Raw genomic sequence first — 19,872 nt, forward strand, 5'->3', positions numbered from 1 at the left:
TCTGTGAGGCACCACGTGTCCGATGTGCTGGCCCCTCCCCATCTGAAGGTCCTCAATCCGGCCACCGAGGAAACCGTCGCCATCGTCCCGGCCGCCACACGGGACGATGTCGACGCCGCCGTCGCCCGGGCCGCCGCGGCCCAGCGCGCCTGGGCGGCGGCCGCCCCCGCAGACCGGGCCCGGCTCCTGCGCCGCTTCGCCGCGGTCGTCGACGGGCACATCGAGGAACTGGCCCGGCTGGAGGTCCGCGAGGCCGGCCACACCATCGGCAACGCCCGCTGGGAAGCCGGCAACGTACGCGACCTCCTCGACTTCGCCGCCGGGGGAGTGGAACGGCTCTGCGGCCGCCAGATCCCCGTCGCCGGCGGCATCGACGTCACCTTCCTCGAACCCCTCGGCGTCATCGGCGTGATCGCCCCCTGGAACTTCCCCATGCCGATCGCCGCCTGGGGCCTGGCCCCGGCCCTCGCCGCCGGCAACGCGGTCATCCTCAAGCCCGCCGAGACCACCCCGCTGACCGCCCTGCGCCTCGCCGAACTCGCCCTCGAAGCCGGGATCCCCGAGCACCTCTTCCAGGTGCTCCCCGGCCGCGGGGCGGTCGCGGGCGACGCGCTCGTCGAACACCCCGGCGTGGCGAAGATCGTCTTCACCGGCTCCACCCGGGTCGGCAAGCAGATCATGGCCAAGTGCGCCGACCGGGTGAAGCGCGTCACCCTCGAACTCGGCGGCAAGAGCCCCAACATCGTCTTCGCGGACGCCGACCTCGAAGCTGCCGCGGCCGCCGCCCCCATGGCCTTCCTCGACAACACCGGCCAGGACTGCTGCGCCCGCACCCGGATCCTCGTCCAGCGCTCCGCCTACGACCGCTTCCTGGAGCTCGTCGCCCCCGGCATCGCCGCCGTGGCCGTGGGCGACCCGCTCGACGAGAAGACCCAGATGGGGCCGCTGATCTCGCGCACCCAGCTGGAGCGCGTACGGTCCTTCGTCACCGACGACCTCACCGCGATCCGTGGCACCGCCCCCGAGGGCCCCGGCTTCTGGTACCCGCCGACGCTCGTCACGGACGTCGACCCCACGGCGCCCGTGGCCGCCGAGGAGGTCTTCGGCCCGGTCGCCGTCGTCCTGCCCTTCGAGGACGAGGAGGACGCCGTACGCCTGGCCAACGCGACCGAGTACGGCCTCTCCGGCTCCCTCTGGACCCGCGACATCGGCCGCGCGCTGCGCGTCTCGCGCGCCGTCGCCGCGGGCAACCTGTCCGTCAATTCCCACAGCAGCGTCCGCTACTGGACCCCCTTCGGCGGCTACAAGCAGTCCGGACTCGGCCGCGAGCTCGGACCCGACGCCCTCACCGCATTCACCGAGACCAAGAACGTCTTCATCAGCACGGAGGCCTGAACCATGAGCACTGAAGAGATCATCTGCCGCCGCCTGGTCGGCCGAACCGCCGTCATCACCGGGGCCGGCAGCGGCATCGGCCTCGCCACGGCCCGCCGCCTCGCGTCCGAGGGCGCCCACGTCGTCTGCGGAGACATCGACGAGACGGCCGGCAAGGCCGCGGCCGAAGAGGTCGGCGGCACCTTCGTGAAGGTCGACGTCACCAGCCCCGAGGAGGTCGAGGCCCTCTTCAAGACGGCCTTCGACACCTACGGCTCCGTCGACATCGCCTTCAACAACGCGGGCATCTCGCCCCCGGACGACGACTCGATCCTCACCACCGGCCTGGAGGCCTGGAAGCGCGTCCAGGACGTCAACCTCACCTCTGTCTACCTCTGCTGCAAGGCGGCCCTGCCCTACATGCAGCGCCAGGGCCGCGGCTCCATCATCAACACCGCCTCCTTCGTGGCCGTCATGGGCGCAGCCACCTCCCAGATCTCCTACACGGCCTCCAAGGGCGGCGTCCTGGCCATGTCCCGCGAGCTCGGCGTCCAGTTCGCCCGCGAGGGCATCCGCGTCAACGCCCTGTGCCCCGGCCCGGTGAACACCCCGCTGCTGCAGGAGCTGTTCGCCAAGGACCCCGAGCGCGCGGCCCGCCGCCTCGTGCACATCCCGCTGGGCCGGTTCGCCGAGCCCACCGAGATCGCCGCCGCCGTCGCCTTCCTCGCCAGCGACGACTCCTCCTTCATCAACGCCACCGACTTCCTCGTCGACGGCGGTATCTCCGGCGCGTACGTGACCCCCCTGTAGACCCTTGTGGACCCTGTACGCACGCGATCGGCAGGGCACGCCGGCCGGGCGCCGCACGGGGCCCGGCTGTTCCTCTCCGGAACATGTTCATCAAGCCGAAGCAGCGGAACCCCGGCCCCTCCCCGGGCGCGACGACCGGCTACGCCGGCCACGACGGCACCGGGGGCCGGTCTGCGGGGCGACGGGAGCGTCGTCCCCGACCAGACCGACTCCGTCTTCTGACCCGCCGGACTACAGGAACGTGCGGCCCTCGCCTCGGTACGTCGGGGCGGTGGCCGTCACCCGGTCGCCCTCCACCAGGTGCAGCGTGTCGAAGCGCTCGCACAGCTCGCCCGCCTTCGCGTGGCGAAACCACACCCGGTCACCGATCAGAAGATCGTCGGCAGGGGCTCCCAGCAGCGGAGTCTGCACCTCCCCGGCGCCCTCCTGGGGGTCGTACCCCAGCCCCTGCGGCAGGTACGGCACCGGCAGCCGGTCGGCCCCCGCCGCGCCGGAGGCCGGGTAGCCGCCCCCGAGCACGGTCACCACACCCACCCCCGGCCTGCGCACCACCGGCTGGGCGAACAGGGCCGCCGGACGCCCGCTGAACGAGGTGTAGTTGTCGAAGAGCCGCGGCACGTACAGCCCCGACCCAGCCGCGATCTCGGTCACCGCGTCCTCGGCGGCGGTGTGCTGCACGCTGCCGGTCCCGCCGCCGTTGACGAACTCCAGGTCCGGTACGACGGCCCGCACGGCCCGCACCACCTCGGCCCGCCGCGCCGCCAGCTCCCTGCGGGCCGCGCCCTGCATCAGCCGGATGGCGCGGGAGCGCAGCGGGCGACGGGCCAGGGCGTCCCCGACCCCGGCGACGTGCCCCTCGTACGCCATCAGCCCCACCACCCGGAACCCCGGCCGGGAGGCGACCGTACGGGCCAGGCCGGCCAGCTGCGCGGGCTCGCGCAGCGGCGAGCGGCGCGCCCCGACCCGTACCCGGCCGCCGAACAGGTGCAGGGCGGTGTCCAGCTCCAGGCAGACCCGGATCTCCTCGGCGCCCCCGTCGCGTGCCCGGTCGATCAGCTCCAGCTGCGCGGGATCGTCCACCATCACCGTGACGGCGCCGGCCAGCTTGGCGTCGTTCGCCAGCTCACCGAACCCGGCCCGGTCGGCGGAGGGATAGGCGAGGAGCACATCCTCGAAACCGGACCGGGCCAGCCAGAGCGACTCGGCGAGCGTGTACGACATGATCCCTGCGAATCCGGGCCGGGCCAGGACCCGTTCGAGCAGCGCCCGGCACCGGACCGACTTGCTGGCGACGCGGACCGGCTTCCCGCCGGCCCGGCGCACCAGGTCGTCGGCGTTGGCGTCGAAGGCGTCGAGATCCACGATGGCCAGCGGCGCGTCCAGGTGCGCGGTCGCCCGGTCGTACCGGGCGCGGTCGGCGGCGGGGGAGTTCATGGGCGGCAGCTTGCCAGAGGTCTCTACCGGTGGGTAGGGGGTTCGCCGGGGCCGCCGCGCACCGGCGACGGCGCCGGCGGCCGTCCGCGACCGGCGCCCCGGCCCCGCCGGCTCCCGCCGGGGACCCCGTAGAGTACGGGCAGGCAGCCGTACGGAACGGGGGGCGGAGCCGCCGGATGACCACGACGACACCGCGGACCACGATCCCTGGCGAGCCCGATCCGTGGTCCCAGCCGCCCCAGTCCTCGCACGCGCCGCCGCGCCGCCACCCCGGACGCGTCGCCGCCGCCGTGCTCTGCGGCCTCCTCGGGGGCGGCCTCGTCGGCACAGCCGCCGTCACCACCTGGGCCGAACACCGCGCCGTCCACCGCCCGCTGCCCGCCGACGCCGCCTACCGCAAGGCCGAGTCGCTGTGGCGGGCCGCCCGCGTGGACAGCCTCCTGCCGCCCGTGCTGACCGGCCCTTCGGCCGGGCCCGGCGGCGCCGACCGGACCTGGACCCGCATCGCACTCGCACCCGACGCCGACTGTCCGGCCGCCCTCGCCGCCGACTGGCGGGACCTGCTGGCCGAGGCCGGCTGCACCCGCGTGCTCCGCGCCACCTACACCGACGCCACCCGCAGCTCCCTGATCACCGTGGGCCTGGTCTTCACCCCCGCCGACGCCCCCACGATGACCGCCCTCACCGGCCGGCTCACCGCCCCGCCCGGGTACGGATTCGCCGACGCCCAGCGCGCCGCCTGGGCGACCTCCGTGGTCGACGAGGCCCCCGTCGTCGTCTACACCGTCTCCGCCTTCGCCGACGGCCGCCCCCTGGACGCGCCCCGGCCCGCCGAGGATCTGATGAAGAAGGACGCCACGGGAGCCGTCGCCCAGGCGGGCCTCGGCCACGAGGCCAGGGCGCTCGCCGACCGCATCGGGGACGGCGTGGCCTTCCTCGCCGCCCCGCCCACCCCCGCCCCGGAGGGCACGCGATGAACCTCCGCCCGCCGCGCCCCCGCCGACGGGTCGGGCAGGTCGCCGCCGTCCTGACGGCCGCCGCCCTGCTCGCGACCGCCACGGCGTCCCCGGCCGCCGCCGACACCGTCCGGGACCGCCAGTGGGGCCTGCTGGCACTGCGCGCCGAAGAGGCCTGGGGCACCACCCGGGGCGACGGGGTGACCGTGGCCGTCCTCGACACCGGGGTCGACGCCTCCCACCCCGACCTCGCGGGACAGGTCCTCGACGGCACCGACCTCATCGGCATGGGCGCCGGCCGCGGCGACCGCGCCTGGGCCCGCCACGGCACCGCCATGGCCGGCATCATCGCCGGGCACGGCCATGGCCCCAGCCGCGGCCAGGGCGTCCTCGGCGTCGCCCCGCAGGCGCGGATCCTGCCGGTCCGGGTGATCCTCGAGGAGGGCGACCCGGGCCGCGCCCAGGCCCGCGACAGCAAGGGCGGCGCCCTCGCCGAGGGCATCCGATGGGCCGCGGACCACGGCGCCGACGTGATCAACCTGTCCCTCGGCGACGACAGCGACTCCGCCCACCACGAGGCGGGCGAGGACGAGGCCGTCCAGTACGCCCTCGGCAAGGGCGTGGTCGTCGTCGCCTCCGCGGGCAACGGCGGCGAGACGGGCGACCGCGTCTCCTACCCGGCTGCCTATCCGGGGGTCATCGCGGTGACCGCCGTCGACCGCCGCGGCAAGAAGGCCAAGTTCTCCACCCGCAACTGGTACGCCACCGTCAGCGCCCCGGGCGTCGACGTCGTCATCGCCGACCCCGACCGCTCGTACTACGAGGGCTGGGGCACGAGCGCCGCGGCGGCCTTCGTCTCCGGCGCCGTGGCCCTCGTCAAGGCCGAGCACCCGGACCTGTCCCCGGCCCAGATCAAGAAACTGCTGGAGGACACCGCCTCCGACGCCCCGGCCGGCGGCCGCGACGACGCCCGCGGCCACGGGACGGTGGACCCGGCCGCCGCCCTCCAGGTCGCGGAGGCGATGCAGCCGGAGGCGGCGGTACCCGCCCCCGCCGCGGCCGAACGTCCGTACTTCGGCCCCGGCCCCGAGCCGGTCCGCCCGCCCGAGCGCGGCGCCCGGCCGGCCGCCGCGGCGGCCGCGGCGGCCGGGGCCGTGCTGCTCGTGGTGGCCGCCGTACTGGCCCGGCGGTCGCGGCGCGGCACCCGGGGCCGGGACCGCGCACCCCTGACGGCGCCGCCGGGCCCGGCACAGTAGGGTCGGGTAACTGTGGCGAACATGGCGAACAAGAACATTCCCGACCCCGGCTTCTCCGACGACGACGGCTCCGCCGATCCGCGGCTGACCGCGGCCCTGGCCGCCTGGGCCGAGGACCGGACGAAGGAGCCGCAGGTGTTGGCGGCGCTCAAGGACGCCCGGCTGCTGGTCCCGGTCGTCGCCGTCCTCGGCGAGGTGGAGACCGACCCTGAGACGGGCCTCAAGCGCGAGAAGACCAGCGACATGGCCGTTCCCACCCTGCGGGCGGGCGACCGCAGGGCCCTGCCCGCCTTCACCTCGATCGCCTCGCTCGCACTCTGGGACCCCGCGGCCCGGCCGGTGGCGGTCCCGCTGCACCAGGCCCTGGCGGCCGCCGCGCACGAGAAGGCCGACACCGTGGTCCTGGACCTGGCCGGCCCCGTCGCCTACCAGCTGACCGGCTCCGCGCTCCTCGCGCTCGCCGAGGGCCGTACGGACGCGGACCCGCTGGCCGATCCCGCCGTACGGGAGGCCGTACGGGCCGCCGTGTCCGCGGAGCCGGCCGTGATCCGCGCCCACCTCGGGCCCGGCGGCGCGGGCGCCGACGGCACCCTCGCGATCGTGCTGGCCGCCGGCGTCCAGGCTCCCGCGGCGGCCCGCCGCGTCGCCGAGGCCCTGGCGGCGGACACCACCCTGCGGGGCCGGCTGGTGCGCGGCCTGGACCTGGCGCTGCTGCCGCCGGACGCGCCCGCTCCGCCCGGTGAGCCGCTCTTCGCCCGCTGAACGACAGCGAAGGGGAGAGGCGGATCAGCCGGAACGTTCCGGCGTGATCCGCCTCTCCCCTTCGTGCTGCGGTGCAGCTGCGCTGCTATGCCGCTGTGCCGCTGTGCTCGTGCGGTGCCTGGACTCAGGCGAAGACGGGGCCCGTGAACTTCTCGCCCGGCCCCTGGCCCGGCTCGTCCGGGACGATCGAGGCCTCGCGGAAGGCCAGCTGCAGGGACTTCAGGCCGTCCCGCAGCGGGGCGGCGTGGAAGGAGCTGATCTCGGTGGCGCTCGCGGTGACCAGGCCGGCGAGGGCCGTGATCAGCTTGCGGGCCTCGTCGAGGTCCTTGTGCTCGGAGTCCGGCTTGTCCAGGCCCAGGTTGACCGCCGCGGCGCTCAGCAGGTGCACGGCCACCGTGGTGATCACCTCGACGGCGGGCACGTCCGCGATGTCGCGGGTCATGGCGTCGTAGTCGGGGGCGCCGTCGGCAGCGGGGTCGGTGGAGGGGGTCGCGTCAGTCATGCGCACCACGATAGGCCGTGCGGCGGGCTTGCAACGCGGGTGCTAGTATGTACATCGACCGGCCGGACACTGTGGTGCCCGGCCCACAAGTGGAGGCTCCGTTCTCCCACCCGACCACCCTCCGGGGCGGCGGGTCATCCGGTCAGGTGGCATCCATCGTTCCGTACGGACGATGGAAAGCTGCCCGAGTCTGCGCCCCGCGGTTCGCACGCGGCGGTGCTCCGGTTGTTTTGGAGCCCCTGCCTGTGCCCGGCGGGGCTTTTTTCATTCTCCCGCTGTGGTGGTCTGACGGAAATACACGTCAGCGGCTGTCTGCCAGGCAGCCGTGTGGTGCTACCGAGGAGGATCCATCAGCACCGAGCCCCGCATCAACGACCGGATTCGCGTTCCCGAGGTACGGCTTGTCGGTCCCAGCGGCGAGCAGGTCGGCATCGTGCCGCTTGCCAAGGCGCTCGAGCTCGCGCAGGAGTACGACCTCGACCTGGTCGAGGTCGCGGCGTCCGCACGCCCGCCGGTCTGCAAGCTCATGGACTACGGCAAGTTCAAGTACGAGTCGGCCATGAAGGCACGTGAGGCGCGCAAGAACCAGGCGCACACGGTCATCAAGGAAATGAAGCTCCGGCCGAAGATCGACCCGCACGACTATGACACCAAGAAGGGTCACGTCGTTCGGTTCCTCAAGCAGGGCGACAAGGTCAAGATCACGATCATGTTCCGTGGTCGCGAGCAGTCCCGGCCGGAACTCGGCTACCGACTGCTGCAGCGTCTCGCTTCGGACGTCGAGGACCTCGGGTTCATCGAGTCGAACCCGAAGCAGGACGGCCGAAACATGATCATGGTCCTCGGTCCGCACAAGAAGAAGACCGAGGCCATGGCCGAAGCCCGCGAGGCGCAGGCCGCCCGCAAGGCGGAGCGCCAGGGTGTCGCCCAGACCGACGACGAGGCTCCTTCGCAGGAGGCCGCCGCCGAGGTCGATGACACCACCGAGGTCGCCTCTGCCGAGGTCACCGAGGCCGCCGCCGACGAGGCGAAGGCCGACGAGACGGACGCCGAGGCCTGATCCCGAGGCAGCCCGTCTCGGATCACCGACACAACATGACGCTCCCGTAAGCCGGTCCCGTTCCGGACCGGTGGGAGCGCCACCGACGAGGAGATAACGGCGCTATGCCGAAGAACAAGACGCACAGCGGTTCCAAGAAGCGCTTCAAGATCACCGGCTCCGGCAAGGTGCTCCGTGAGCGCGCCGGCAAGCGCCACCTGCTCGAGCACAAGTCGTCCCGTGTCACCCGCCGCCTGACCGGCACCGCGGAGATGGCCCCCGGCGACGCCGCGAAGATCAAGAAGCTTCTCGGCAAGTGACGTCCTCCGCTCTCCTTCCGGGAGCGGGACGTCAAGACCGGGACCCCATCGAATTCGGGCCGTGTGAAGACACCCACGGCCCCGCTACAAGGAGTTAAAAAGTGGCACGCGTCAAGCGGGCAGTAAACGCCCACAAGAAGCGCCGGGCGATCCTCGAGGCGGCCTCCGGCTACCGCGGTCAGCGTTCGCGCCTGTACCGCAAGGCCAAGGAGCAGGTCACCCACTCGCTGGTCTACAACTTCAACGACCGCAAGAAGCGCAAGGGCGACTTCCGTCAGCTGTGGATCCAGCGCATCAACGCCGCTGCCCGCCAGAACGGCATGACGTACAACCGCCTCATCCAGGGTCTGAAGGCCGCCAACATCGAGGTGGACCGCAAGATCCTCGCGGAGCTGGCCGTCAACGACGCCAACGCGTTCGCCGCGCTCGTCGAGGTTGCGCAGAAGGCGCTTCCGGCCGACGTCAACGCCCCCAAGGCCGCTGCGTAAGGCCTGGCCGGCCGCGTAAGCGATCGGCACCCTCGGACCCGCAGGCGATGCGCCTGCGGGTCCGAGTGCTTTCCCCGCACCGCAGCGGCGCGCGCCGCCCGTACACCGTCCGCGCCCGCACCCTGCGCGCCCGCACCGCCGCGCCCAGGCGTCCGCACCGCCCGCGCCCCGCGCGCTCCGCACCGTCGCGCCCTGGGCGCCCGTACTCCGAGAGAGAACCGCAGAGACCATGGCTGACCTGGGTCACCCCGCCGAGCTGATCTCCCCCCGATCCCCGCGGGTGGCCGCCGCCAGGCGACTGGCGCGGCGCAACTTCCGTACCAAGGAGCGCCGGTTCATCGCCGAGGGCCCGCAGGCGGTGCGCGAGGCCGTGGAGCACCGCGGCGCCACGGGAGAGTCGACCCTGATCGAGCTGTTCGCCACCGTCGAGGCGGCCGAGCGCTACGCCGAGATCATCGACGCCGCCCTGATCGCGGGCGTCCGGGTGCACTACGCCTCCGACGAAGTACTCGCGGAGGTCTCCCAGACCGTCACCCCGCAGGGCATCGTCGGCGTCTGCCACTTCCTGGACTCCCCGTTCGAGGACATCCTCAAGGCCGCGCCCAAGCTCGTCGCCGTCCTCGCGCACGTCCGCGACCCCGGCAACGCCGGTACGGTCCTGCGCTGCGCGGACGCCGCCGGCGCCGACGCCGTGGTGCTGACCGACGCCTCCGTGGACCTCTACAATCCCAAGTCCGTACGGGCCTCCGTCGGCTCCCTCTTCCACCTCCCGGTCGCGGTCGGCGTACCGGTGGAGCAGGCCGTCCAGGGGCTCCGAGCGGCCGGCGTACGGATCCTGGCCGCCGACGGGGCGGGCGAGGACGACCTCGACGCCGAGTTGGACGCGGGCACCATGGGCGGTCCCTCCGCCTGGGTGTTCGGCAACGAGGCCTGGGGCCTGCCGGAGGAGACCAGGGCCCTGGCGGACGCCGTGGTGCGGGTCCCGATCCACGGGAAGGCGGAGAGCCTGAACCTCGCGACGGCCGCCGCCGTGTGCCTCTATGCCTCCGCGCGTGCACAGCGGGCGCCCGGAGGGTGCCGCTCTGTGACCCCCAGCTAGTAATGTGGCGGCCCGGGGGCCCACTGCGCTACTCGGAGATGTGGGGTACGGGGACATGACCGTCGGTACGAACAGCTCACCGGGGGCCGGTGCGGCGGCCGGTTCACCGGTGCCGTGTGGCACCGGTGTCCGCGCGGCCCGTCAGGCGGGCGACGAGCTCGCCGGCGTCCCGTCGCAGGCTCCGCCCCCGTCCGGCGCCCGGACGGGCCGGCCCGTCGGTGCCCGCGCCGACGCCGTACCCCCCGTACCCGCGTCCGGAACGTACCGCCCCGTACCGCCGCAGGCCGGGGCCCCGCTGTCCGGGGCCCGCGTGGCGGTGACGGGCGGCGGCGCCCCCGAGGAGGGCGCCGGCTTCGGGATCGACCCCGACAGCCTGCCCGACGGACTCGTCGTCGCCGACGACACCGGCCGGGTGATCTGCTTCAACGCCGCCGCCGCACGGATCACCGCCCTGGCGCCGGAGAAGGCGCTCGGCAACCGCATCGACCGGGCCCTCCCGCTGGAGGACCTCGAAGGCCGCCGCTGGTGGGCGTTGACGGACCCGTACGGGGGCCTCGCCACCCGCCGCGGGCAGCCCGAGCGGAACCTGCTGCTCCCGGGCGGCCGCGAGGTGCTGGTCTCCGCCAGCTACGTGCGCACCCACCCCACCGGCCCGGTGCGCCGCCTCGTGGTCACCCTGCGCGGCACGGAGGCCCGCCGCCGCACCGAGCGCAGCCACGCCGAGCTGATCGCCACCGTGGCGCACGAGCTGCGCTCCCCGCTGACCTCCGTCAAGGGGTTCACCGCCACCCTGCTCGCCAAGTGGGAGCGGTTCACCGACGACCAGAAGCGGCTGATGCTGGAGACCGTCGACGCCGACGCCAACCGCGTCACCCGCCTGATCGCCGAACTCCTCGACATCTCCCGCATCGACTCCGGACGCCTGGAGGTGCGCCGCCAGCCGGTCGACATCGCCACCGCCGTCGGCCGCCACGTGCAGGCGCTCACCGCGAACGGCCAGGCCCCCGAGCGGTTCCTCGTGAGCGTCAGCCGGCCGCTGCCCGACCTGTGGGCAGATCCGGACAAGATCGACCAGATCCTCGGCAACCTCCTCGAAAATGCGGTGCGTCACGGGGACGGAACGGTCACCATCGCAGTAACGCCGCACGAGAAAGGAACCGCCGTCACCGTGACCGACGAAGGCCCCGGGATCCCCGAGGAGTCGATGGGCCGCGTCTTCACCCGCTTCTGGCGGGGGAGCAAGCGCGGCGGCACCGGCCTGGGCCTGTACATCGTCAAGGGCATCGTGGAGGCCCACGGCGGCACCATCACGGTCGGCCGCGGCCCCGGCGGCGGCGCCGAGTTCCGATTTATCCTGCCCGTGAGCGCCCCGGCGTATCTCACGCAGTAGCCCTGCGGAGCGTCTCGCCAGGCGGCCCACGGGCTCCTTCACCCCCGGCGACCTTTAGACTCGTCCTTTGGCACCTTTGTGTCTCTGTGTCGATCGGTCTGATCGTGCCGTACGGGGACCCACCAGCCAGCCATCGGAAGTACGGGAAGAGATGTCGGCACCGAACAAGTCGTACGACCCTGTCGAGGTCGAGGCACTGAAACCGGAAGAGATCGAGCGCATGCGGGACGAGGCGCTCGCCGCCTTCGCGTCCGCCGGCGACCTCGACGCGCTGCGTGAGGCGAAGACCGCGCACATGGGCGACCGCTCGCCCCTGGCGCTCGCCAACCGCGAGATCGGCGCGCTGCCCCCGCAGGCCAAGGCCGAGGCGGGCAAGCGCGTGGGCCAGGCCCGCGGCGCCGTGAACAAGGCCTTCGGGGCCCGCACGGTCGAGCTCGAGGCGGAGCGCGACGAGCGGGTGCTCGTCGAGGAGGCGGTGGACGTCACGCTGCCCTACGACCGCGTCCCCGCCGGCGCCCGGCACCCCCTGACCACGCTGATGGACCGCATCGCGGACATCTTCACGGCCATGGGGTACGAGGTCGCCGAAGGGCCCGAGGTCGAGGCGGAGTGGTTCAACTTCGACGCCCTCAACTTCACGCCCGACCACCCGGCGCGCCAGATGCAGGACACTTTCTTCGTCCGGGGGCCCGAGGGCACCGAGGGCGACGAGTCGGGCGTCGTGCTGCGCACCCACACCTCCCCGGTGCAGGCGCGCTCGCTGCTGGAGCGCAAGCCCCCCGTCTACATCGTCTGCCCGGGCCGGGTGTACCGCACCGACGAGCTCGACGCGACGCACACCCCGGTCTTCCACCAGGTCGAGCTGCTGGCCGTGGACGAGGGTCTGACCATGGCGGACCTGCGGGGCACCATCGACCACATGGTCAAGGAGCTCTTCGGGGAGGAGACCACCACCCGGCTGCGCCCGCACTTCTTCCCGTTCACCGAGCCGTCCGCCGAGATGGACATGCAGTGCTACGTGTGCCGCGGCGAGTCGGTGGGCAACCCCGACCGCCCGTGCCGTACCTGCTCCAGCGAGGGCTGGATCGAGCTCGGCGGCTGCGGCATGGTCAACCCCAAGGTGCTCGTCGCCTGCGGTGTGGACCCCGAGAAGTACAGCGGGTTCGCCTTCGGCTTCGGCATCGAGCGGATGCTGATGTTCCGTCACAACGTTGAAGACATGCGAGACATGGTCGAGGGTGACGTCCGTTTCACCCGGCCGTTCGGGAGTGAGATCTGATGCGCGTCCCGCTTTCCTGGCTGCGGGAGTACGTCGACCTCCCCGCGGGTGCGACCGGCCGCGACGTGGCCGCCAAGCTGGTCGACGCCGGCCTCGAGGTCGAGACCGTCGAGCAGCTCGGCGGCGGGCTCAAGGGCCCGCTCGTCGTCGGCCGGGTGCTGACCATCGAGGAGCTCGAGGGCTTCCGCAAGCCGATCCGGTTCTGCACGGTCGACGTCGGCCGGGCCAACGGCACCGGCGAGCCGCAGGAGATCGTCTGCGGCGCCCGGAACTTCGCCGTCGGCGACAAGGTCGTCGTGGTCCTGCCCGGCGCGGTCCTGCCCGGCGACTTCGCGATCGCCGCGCGCAAGACGTACGGCAAGACCTCCCACGGCATGATCTGCTCCGGCGAGGAGCTGGGCATGGGCGACGACGGCACGCACGGCATCATCGTGCTGCCGCACGAGCACGAGGTCGGCACCGACGCGATCGAGCTCCTCGAGCTCGTCGACGAGGTGCTGCACATCGACGTCACCCCGGACCGCGGCTACTGCATGTCCCTGCGCGGCATCGCCCGCGAGGTGGCCACCGCCTACGGTCTGCCGCTGCGCGACCCGGCGCTGCTCGACGTCCCCGGGCCGAACTCGTACGGCTACCCGGTCAAGATCGACGACCAGGCCGGCTGCGACCGCTTCACCGCCCGCACGGTGACCGGTCTCGACCCCGACGCACGTTCCCCGATCTGGCTGACCCGCCGCCTGCAGAAGGCGGGCATGCGCCCGATCTCGCTCGCCGTCGACATCACCAACTACGTGATGCTGGAGCTCGGCCAGCCGCTGCACGCCTACGACCGCTCGCGGATCGAAGGCACCATCGGCGTCCGCCGCGCCGAGCAGGGCGAGAAGTTCACCACCCTCGACGGGGTCAAGCGCACGCTCGACGCCGAGGACCTGGTGATCACCGACAACAGCGGGCCGATCGGGCTCGCCGGTGTCATGGGCGGCGCCAACACCGAGATCGCCGACTCCGTCACCGACCCCGAGACGGGCCAGGTCACGGGGACCACGGACGTCGTCATCGAGGCCGCGCACTTCGACTCCGTGTCGATCTCGCGCACCGCCCGCCGCATGAAGCTCTCCTCCGAGGCCTCCAAGCGCTTCGAGCGGGGCGTCGACCCGCAGGCCGCCGCCGCGGCCGCGCAGCGGACCGTCGACCTGCTCGTGCTCCTCGCCGGCGGCACCGCCGAGGCCGGGGTCACCGAGGTCGTCGCCCCGGGCGCGCCGCGCACCATGGCCATGGCCGCGGACCACCCGGACCGCGTCGCGGGCATGGAGTACGGCCGCGAGACCGTCGTCCGCCGCCTCCAGGAGATCGGCTGCGACGTCTACGGCCAGGACGAGCTCGTCGTCACCCTCCCCTCGTGGCGGCCCGACCTCGCCGCGCCCAACGACCTCGCCGAAGAGGTCATCCGGCTGGAGGGCTACGGGAACCTCCCGTCGACCCTTCCGCAGGCGCCCTCCGGCCGCGGTCTCACCGCCCGGCAGCAGCTGCACCGCCGGGTCGGCCGCGCACTGGCCGGCGCGGGCTACGTGGAGGCGCTCAACTACCCGTTCATCGGCGTGGGCGTCTTCGACCAGCTCCAGCTGCCGGCGCACGACGCGACCCGCCAGGTCGTCACGCTGGTCAACCCGCTCTCCGACGAGGAGCCGGCGCTGCGCACCACGCTGCTGCCGGGTCTGCTCGGCGCGCTGCGCCGCAACGACAGCCGGGGCAGCCACGACCTCGCGCTCTTCGAGACGGGTTCGGTCTTCCGGGCCGCCGCACAGCCGGGTGTCGCCGTACGGCTGCCCGTCGACCGGCGTCCCACGGACGAGGAGATCGCGACCCTGGACGCGGCCCTGCCCGCGCAGCCGCGGTACGCCGCGGTCGTGCTGGCCGGTGCCCGCGAGCAGGCCGGCTGGTGGGGCGGGGGCCGCCCGGCCGACTGGGCGGACGCGGTCCAGGCCGCCCGCTCGCTCGCCGTCGAGGCCGGTACCGAGCTCGTCGTCCGCCAGGGCCAGTACGGCCCCTGGCACCCGGGCCGCTGCGCCGAACTGGTCGTCACCGTCGACGGTGTCGAGCAGGTCATCGGCCACGCCGGTGAGCTGCACCCGCGCGTGGTCAAGGCGATGGGCCTGCCGGCCCGCACCAGCGCGATGGAGATCGACCTGGACCGCCTCGCGGCGGCCGGTGGCGAGGCCCTCCAGGCGCCCCGGATCTCCACCTTCCCGGTGGCGACCCAGGACGTGGCGCTGATCGTGGACGCGTCGGTTCCGGCGTCCTCGGTGGAGGCCGCCCTGCGCAAGGGCGCGGGCGAACTCCTGGAGTCGCTGCGGCTGTTCGACGTGTTCACCGGTGAGCAGGTCGGCGAGGGCAAGAAGTCCCTGGCGTACGCGCTGCGCTTCCGCGCGGCCGACCGGACGCTGACCGCCGAGGAGTCGACGGCCGCGCGCGACGCGGCGGTGGCGCTGGCGGGCGAGCGGACCGGGGCGGTGCTCCGGGGCGCGTAGCCGCCGGGTCCTCGGACCCGTTCGAGGCCTGCGGAGGGGGCGTATCCGGATCACCGGATGCGCCCCCTCCGCCATGGCGGGCGTGGGGGGATCCGCTGCTCACTCATTCGGGTGAGAACGCCGGTGGGCCGTGTCCCGGGCACCGGTCGGTCGACACAATCGATCCGGCCGGAGGGGAGTCCTACGGATGATCACGCGCGGGGAGATGCCCCAGGTGCGCCGGGTGTGCGTTGTGGCCTGGGGCGGCGCCGCCGTGTCCTGGGAGCTCGCCACCCCGGGGCGGCTGGTGCCGAGCCTGGCCACGTGCGCGGCCTTCCTGTTGCTGGCCACCGGGTGCGCCCTGCACATCCGGCGCGGGCTGCTGGGTGAGCTGCGCCGCTCGCAGGAGATCGCGGGCGCCGCGCAACGGGCGCTGCTGCGACCGCTGCCGGGGCGGATCGACGGTCTGACACTGGCTGCGGCGCAGCTCTCGGCGAGCCGGGGCGCCGCGGTGGGCGGGGACCTGTACGAGGCCGTGCCGACGGTGCACGGCGTGCGGGTGGTGATCGGGGACGTACGGGGGCACGGGCTGCCGGCGCTGGGGGCGGCCGCGGCGGTCCTCGGAGCCTTCCGCGAGGCGGCGTACGACGAGGTGTCGCTGGGCGGTGTCCTGCGGCGGATGGAACGGGCGCTGGGCCGCCACGTACGCGACCGCGCCCGTGCGGAGCACCCGTCGGCCTGCACGGCCGAGCCGGAGTCGCCCGCGGCGGAGGAGTTCGTGACGGTGCTGCTGCTCCAGATCGCCGGGGACGGTGCTCTGCTGGCCCTCAACTGCGGCCACCCGTGGCCCTATCTACTGCGCCCGGCGGTCCTGGAGCACTGCGCTCCGCGCAGCCGGGGCTCCGCCCCGGATCCCGCGCCTCAGTCGTCGGCGGGGCTGGTTCTTCCAGCCCGCCCGGAGTGGGAGGACCGGGTCCTGGCAGCGCCCGGTTCCGGGAAGGGGCGGGTTGGGGGAAGTCCCGCGCAGCGGCCCGTGCAGGTACGGCCGCCGGCCGGTGGCGAGACCCTGCCGCCGCTCGGGGTGGTGCCCGTGCCGCTGGACCTGCTGCCACAGCCGTGCGGGGAACTGCGGCCCGGGGAGACGCTGTTCCTGCACACCGACGGGGCCGAGGACGCCCGCGACCGGGCCGGGCGGTTCTTCGACCTGCCCGGCGTCCTCGCGGCCGGGCCGGCGGCCACGCCCGCGCGGCTGGTCGCGGGCGTGCACGCCGCTCTGCTCCGGCACACCGGCGGGCGGCTCTCCGACGACGTCGCCCTGCTGGTCCTCCGCAACGACCGGCTCTGACCACTCGCGCCGGACCCGGTGGATGGGTCCGGCGCGCGCTCTGCCCGGCCCCCTGCCGGGGCCCGGCGACCAACCGGGCGCCGGCGGGGCCGGAGCGCGCCGCCCGCCTGCCGTGGAGTGTCGGGCAGACAGCAGAACGGGCGGCGCGGTGACGGGTCGTCGCACTGTACGAGGGGGAGCCGACGACCCGGGCTGCCTCTTGGCGAGGCCCTTAAGTGAAGCGCCCGCCGGGGCCCGAGCGGCAGAGTGCGCATCGCATTTATGCGCGTACACGGTTCACACCCCGTGTGAACCGCGCACCCACTAGCCTGAGAACGACGAGCCCCGGGAGCGGCCCATGCAGCCCAATGTCCTGCTCGACGCCCTCCTCGCCGAGGCGGGCATGTCCCATGCCGGACTCGCCGCCTACGTGAACCAGGCGGGCCGCACCCGCGGACTCGCCCTGCGCTACGAACACACCGCGGTGGCCCGGTGGTTGAAGGGCCAGCGGCCCCGGGGGCAGGTTCCCGACCTGATCTGCGAGGTGCTCGGCGGACGGCTGCGCCGGCCCGTCGGCCTGGACGACATCGGGCTCGGCGTGCCGGACCACCCGGTCTCCCTGCACGCCTCCCCGCTCAGCGGGTTCGTGGACCGGGCCGCCGCGCTGTGGCGTTCCGACGGCCAGGTCCGGCCCCAACTGCTCACCGCCGAGGCGGTCACCGGGACGCCGGCCGTCATCCCGGTGTGGGAATGGGAGAACCCGCCGGAGGACGCCGACGTCTCGCGCGAGGGCCCGAACCGGATCGGTCCCGAGCACATCGAGATCCTCAAGGCCGCCCGCGCCCACTACGAGCTGATGTACCGCCGGGCCGGCGGCGTCGCCACCCGGGACCGGATCGTCCGCTTCCTGGGCAGCGAGACCGCGCCCATGCTGCGCGGAAGCTATCCCGACGGCCTCGGCCGCCGGCTGCACCGGGCCACCGGCTCCCTCGTGGCGGTGGCGGGGATCTGCGCGTACGACTCGGACGCCCACGGGCTCGCCCAGCGCTACTTCCACCAGGCCCTGCGCCTGGCCAAGGCGAGCGGAGACCGGGGCCTGGGGGCCTACGTGATCGCGCTGATCGTCAATCAGTCGCTGCACCTGCGGGAGTACCGGCAGGCCGTGGCCTTCGCCGAGGCCGCGCTGCGCGCCGCCGGCCGGCACACCACCCCGGCGCTCGCCGCCGACCTCTACGCGATGCAGGCCAAGGCGTACGCCCAACTCGGCGACACCCACGCCGCGCTGGCCTGCATCCGCAAGGCCGAGGCGGCCGCCGAGCGGATCCGCCCGGGCACCGAACCGGACGAGACCGGCTACGTGCAGCCGGGGCTCGTCAACGTGCAGGTCGCCGAGGCGCTGCTCAGTCTGGGCGATCTGGAGGCCGCGCACGTCCAGGCGACCGCCGCCGTCGGCACCCCCGCGCACGACCGCGGCCGGGTGCACCGGCTGGCGATGCTGTGCGAGATCCAGCTGCGCCAGGGAGAGGCGGACCGGGCCGCGGCGGCTGCGGCCGAAATGGCCGAGCGGGCCAAGGGGATGGAGTCGCTGCGGCTGCGCGACCGGCTGCGGGCGGTCCGCGAACAGCTGCTGACCAGCGGTTGTTCGGGCGCGGAGGAGACTGCGCGGCTCATCGACGGGGCGCTGCGCGTTCCGCTGTGACCGGTCAGCTGCTGCCATGTTTGCCACCTACTCGAACGGAAGGTGGCACAGCCGTGCAGTGGACGAACCTGAGTGAGCAGACTGTGTACAAGAACCGATGGTTCGACGTGAACCTCGCCGATGTGGAACTCCCCGACGGCCGGCACCTGGACCACTTCGTGATCCGGCTGCGTCCGGTCGCCGTCGCCACGGCCGTCAACGAGGCCAACGAGGTGCTGCTGCTGTGGCGGCACCGCTTCATCACCGACAGCTGGGGCTGGGAACTGCCCGCCGGGGTCGTCGAGGACGGCGAGGACATCGCGGCCGCGGCGGCCCGGGAGATGGAGGAGGAGTCGGGCTGGCGGCCCGGCCCGCTCCACCACCTGATGACCGTCGAGCCCTCCAACGGGCTGACCGACGCCCGCCACCACCTCTACTGGGCGGACGGCGCCACGTACACGGGCCATCCCGAGGACGATTTCGAGTCCTCCCGCCGGGAATGGGTCCCGCTCGAACTCGTGCCGGACATGATCGCCCGTGGGGAGATCCCGGCCGCCAACATGGCGGCCGGGCTGCTCCTGCTGCATCACCTGCGGCTCGGCCGGCCGTAGTGATCAGCCGTACGGATCACCCGTACGGTCAGCCGTAAGGGTAGAAGCCCGCGCCCGTCTTGCGGCCCAGGCGGCCCGCGTCGACCATCCGCTGGAGCAGCGGGGGAGCGGCGTACAGCGGCTCCTTGTACTCGGCGTACATCGAGTCGGCGATCGAGGCGATGGTGTCCAGACCGATCAGGTCGGACAGCTTCAGCGGACCCATCGGGTGGGCGCAGCCCAGCTCCATGCCGTTGTCGATGTCCTCGCGGCTCGCGATGCCCGACTCGAACATCCGGATCGCGGACAGCAGGTAGGGGACGAGGAGGGCGTTGACGACGAAGCCGGAACGGTCCTGGGCGCGGACCGCGTGCTTGCCCAGCACGTCCCGCACCAGGGCCTCCGCACGCTTGACCGTCTCCTCACCCGTGGTCAGCGCCGGGATCAGCTCGACGAGCTTCTGCACCGGGGCCGGGTTGAAGAAGTGGATGCCGATGACCTGGTCGGGCCGCGAGGTCGCGACGGCCAGCTTGACCAGCGGGATCGAGGAGGTGTTGGAGGCCAGGATGGCGTCCGGACGGGTGATCACCTGGTCGAGGACCTGGAAGATCTCCGTCTTGACCTGCTCGTTCTCGACGACCGCCTCGATGACGAGGTCGCGGTCGGCGAACTCGCCGAGGTCGGTGGTGAAGGTGAGCCGGGCCAGGGTGGCGTCCCGCTCCTCATCGCTGATCTTGCCGCGTTCGGCGGCCTTGGTCAGGGAGTTGTGCAGCCGGGTACGGCCGATCTCCAGGGCTTCGCCGGTGGTCTCGGCGACCTTGACCTCAAGGCCACTACGGGCGCACACCTCGGCGATACCCGCGCCCATCTGGCCACAGCCCACTACGCCGACTCGTGTGATGTCGGAAGGGAGGTCAGTCACTTCGTGCCTTTCGCAGCTCATCCGTCGGCGGGTCCCCCGTACGATTCCGGCGCCCGCCACGCCCCCCGACGTTACTCCCGACCTTGCGCCGGGCGGCGGGCCGGGGCGGGCATGCTGGGCGGACACCATCCAATGTCACTCA

Annotated in this window: 18 protein-coding genes; 15 read left to right on the top strand and 3 right to left on the bottom strand. The window is 73.3% G+C overall.

Going from position 1 to position 19,872, the window contains the following annotated elements; genetic code table 11:
* Positions 1-15: 15 nt before the first annotated feature.
* Both ACWGIF_RS21520 and ACWGIF_RS21525 read left to right on the top strand, forming a co-directional pair.
* The gene (locus ACWGIF_RS21520) at positions 16-1,395 is read left to right on the top strand and encodes an aldehyde dehydrogenase family protein (RefSeq protein WP_453499662.1); all 1,380 of its coding nucleotides are present in this window, start codon (positions 16-18) and stop codon (positions 1,393-1,395) included.
* 3 nt (positions 1,396-1,398) lie between these two features.
* The gene (locus tag ACWGIF_RS21525) at positions 1,399-2,184 is read left to right on the top strand and encodes a 3-oxoacyl-ACP reductase (protein ID WP_453499664.1); all 786 of its coding nucleotides are present in this window, start codon (positions 1,399-1,401) and stop codon (positions 2,182-2,184) included.
* Positions 2,185-2,415: 231 nt separating this feature from the next.
* Here ACWGIF_RS21525 and ACWGIF_RS21530 read toward each other — a convergent pair whose 3' ends face one another.
* Entirely contained in the window at positions 2,416-3,618 is a 1,203-nt protein-coding gene (locus ACWGIF_RS21530) for an amino acid deaminase/aldolase (RefSeq protein ID WP_453499666.1), read from the bottom strand.
* 176 nt (positions 3,619-3,794) lie between these two features.
* Between ACWGIF_RS21530 and ACWGIF_RS21535 the strand changes: the two genes are divergently transcribed.
* From ACWGIF_RS21535 to ACWGIF_RS21545, 3 genes are read left to right on the top strand one after another with little or no spacing between them, the layout of a single operon-like run.
* Entirely contained in the window at positions 3,795-4,595 is an 801-nt protein-coding gene (locus tag ACWGIF_RS21535; protein ID WP_453499668.1) for a hypothetical protein, read from the top strand.
* Positions 4,592-5,830, top strand: a complete 1,239-nt coding sequence (mycP, locus tag ACWGIF_RS21540) for a type VII secretion-associated serine protease mycosin (RefSeq protein WP_453499670.1) — start codon at positions 4,592-4,594, stop codon at positions 5,828-5,830. The genes ACWGIF_RS21535 and mycP overlap by 4 nt, the downstream gene beginning before the upstream one ends.
* A 21-nt stretch (positions 5,831-5,851) precedes the next feature.
* Positions 5,852-6,592 carry an SseB family protein gene (locus ACWGIF_RS21545; RefSeq protein ID WP_453499672.1) on the top strand — a complete coding sequence of 247 codons (741 nt, stop codon included), beginning with the start codon at positions 5,852-5,854 and terminating at the stop codon, positions 6,590-6,592.
* Between the two features lie 124 nt (positions 6,593-6,716).
* Here the strand turns inward: ACWGIF_RS21545 and ACWGIF_RS21550 are convergent, their stop codons facing one another.
* Complete coding sequence (locus ACWGIF_RS21550) at positions 6,717-7,094, bottom strand: DUF1844 domain-containing protein (protein WP_351303530.1); 378 nt, start codon at positions 7,092-7,094, stop codon at positions 6,717-6,719.
* 325 nt (positions 7,095-7,419) lie between these two features.
* Here ACWGIF_RS21550 and infC point away from each other — a divergent pair, with 325 nt between their 5' ends.
* From infC to ACWGIF_RS21600, 10 genes are all read left to right on the top strand, one after another.
* Positions 7,420-8,154: a translation initiation factor IF-3 gene (gene infC, locus ACWGIF_RS21555; protein ID WP_453499675.1), complete on the top strand. Its 735-nt coding sequence runs from the start codon at positions 7,420-7,422 to the stop codon at positions 8,152-8,154.
* 104 nt (positions 8,155-8,258) lie between these two features.
* Positions 8,259-8,453 (top strand): 50S ribosomal protein L35, encoded by a 195-nt coding sequence (gene rpmI, locus ACWGIF_RS21560; RefSeq protein WP_030387121.1) that lies wholly within the window; start codon positions 8,259-8,261, stop codon positions 8,451-8,453.
* Between the two features lie 101 nt (positions 8,454-8,554).
* Complete coding sequence (rplT, locus tag ACWGIF_RS21565; RefSeq protein WP_007263143.1) at positions 8,555-8,941, top strand: 50S ribosomal protein L20; 387 nt, start codon at positions 8,555-8,557, stop codon at positions 8,939-8,941.
* A gap of 238 nt (positions 8,942-9,179) precedes the next feature.
* A complete protein-coding gene (locus ACWGIF_RS21570; RefSeq protein WP_453499723.1) occupies positions 9,180-10,040 on the top strand; it encodes a TrmH family RNA methyltransferase in 861 nt (286 codons plus the stop codon).
* 55 nt (positions 10,041-10,095) lie between these two features.
* Complete coding sequence (locus ACWGIF_RS21575; RefSeq protein WP_453499677.1) at positions 10,096-11,430, top strand: sensor histidine kinase; 1,335 nt, start codon at positions 10,096-10,098, stop codon at positions 11,428-11,430.
* Between the two features lie 151 nt (positions 11,431-11,581).
* Positions 11,582-12,709 carry a phenylalanine--tRNA ligase subunit alpha gene (gene pheS, locus ACWGIF_RS21580; protein WP_326592039.1) on the top strand — a complete coding sequence of 376 codons (1,128 nt, stop codon included), beginning with the start codon at positions 11,582-11,584 and terminating at the stop codon, positions 12,707-12,709.
* On the top strand, positions 12,709-15,237 hold the full coding sequence (pheT, locus tag ACWGIF_RS21585; RefSeq protein WP_453499679.1) for a phenylalanine--tRNA ligase subunit beta: 2,529 nt from the start codon (positions 12,709-12,711) through the stop codon (positions 15,235-15,237). The genes pheS and pheT overlap by 1 nt, the downstream gene beginning before the upstream one ends.
* 187 nt (positions 15,238-15,424) lie before the next feature.
* Positions 15,425-16,561 carry a PP2C family protein-serine/threonine phosphatase gene (locus ACWGIF_RS21590; protein ID WP_453499681.1) on the top strand — a complete coding sequence of 379 codons (1,137 nt, stop codon included), beginning with the start codon at positions 15,425-15,427 and terminating at the stop codon, positions 16,559-16,561.
* 337 nt (positions 16,562-16,898) lie between these two features.
* Positions 16,899-18,239 carry a transcriptional regulator gene (locus ACWGIF_RS21595; protein ID WP_453499683.1) on the top strand — a complete coding sequence of 447 codons (1,341 nt, stop codon included), beginning with the start codon at positions 16,899-16,901 and terminating at the stop codon, positions 18,237-18,239.
* A 53-nt stretch (positions 18,240-18,292) separates the two neighbouring features.
* Positions 18,293-18,829, top strand: a complete 537-nt coding sequence (locus ACWGIF_RS21600) for an NUDIX hydrolase (RefSeq protein ID WP_453499685.1) — start codon at positions 18,293-18,295, stop codon at positions 18,827-18,829.
* 28 nt (positions 18,830-18,857) lie between these two features.
* Here the strand turns inward: ACWGIF_RS21600 and ACWGIF_RS21605 are convergent, their stop codons facing one another.
* Positions 18,858-19,751 (bottom strand): 3-hydroxybutyryl-CoA dehydrogenase, encoded by an 894-nt coding sequence (locus ACWGIF_RS21605; protein ID WP_453499687.1) that lies wholly within the window; start codon positions 19,749-19,751, stop codon positions 18,858-18,860.
* Positions 19,752-19,872 lie beyond the last annotated feature (121 nt).

The sequence above is a fragment of the Streptomyces sp. NPDC054849 genome (genome assembly GCF_053610945.1).

Coding starts and splice junctions, on each gene's coding strand:
- ACWGIF_RS21525 (WP_453499664.1), top strand. CDS start 1,399: ATGAGCACTGAAGAGATCATCTGCCGCCGCCTGGTCGGCCGAACCGCC.
- pheT (WP_453499679.1), top strand. CDS start 12,709: ATGCGCGTCCCGCTTTCCTGGCTGCGGGAGTACGTCGACCTCCCCGCG.
- rpmI (WP_030387121.1), top strand. CDS start 8,259: ATGCCGAAGAACAAGACGCACAGCGGTTCCAAGAAGCGCTTCAAGATC.
- ACWGIF_RS21575 (WP_453499677.1), top strand. CDS start 10,096: ATGACCGTCGGTACGAACAGCTCACCGGGGGCCGGTGCGGCGGCCGGT.
- pheS (WP_326592039.1), top strand. CDS start 11,582: ATGTCGGCACCGAACAAGTCGTACGACCCTGTCGAGGTCGAGGCACTG.
- ACWGIF_RS21545 (WP_453499672.1), top strand. CDS start 5,852: ATGGCGAACAAGAACATTCCCGACCCCGGCTTCTCCGACGACGACGGC.
- ACWGIF_RS21605 (WP_453499687.1), bottom strand. CDS start 19,751: ATGAGCTGCGAAAGGCACGAAGTGACTGACCTCCCTTCCGACATCACA.
- ACWGIF_RS21590 (WP_453499681.1), top strand. CDS start 15,425: ATGATCACGCGCGGGGAGATGCCCCAGGTGCGCCGGGTGTGCGTTGTG.
- ACWGIF_RS21530 (WP_453499666.1), bottom strand. CDS start 3,618: ATGAACTCCCCCGCCGCCGACCGCGCCCGGTACGACCGGGCGACCGCG.
- ACWGIF_RS21550 (WP_351303530.1), bottom strand. CDS start 7,094: ATGACTGACGCGACCCCCTCCACCGACCCCGCTGCCGACGGCGCCCCC.
- ACWGIF_RS21535 (WP_453499668.1), top strand. CDS start 3,795: ATGACCACGACGACACCGCGGACCACGATCCCTGGCGAGCCCGATCCG.
- mycP (WP_453499670.1), top strand. CDS start 4,592: ATGAACCTCCGCCCGCCGCGCCCCCGCCGACGGGTCGGGCAGGTCGCC.
- ACWGIF_RS21595 (WP_453499683.1), top strand. CDS start 16,899: ATGCAGCCCAATGTCCTGCTCGACGCCCTCCTCGCCGAGGCGGGCATG.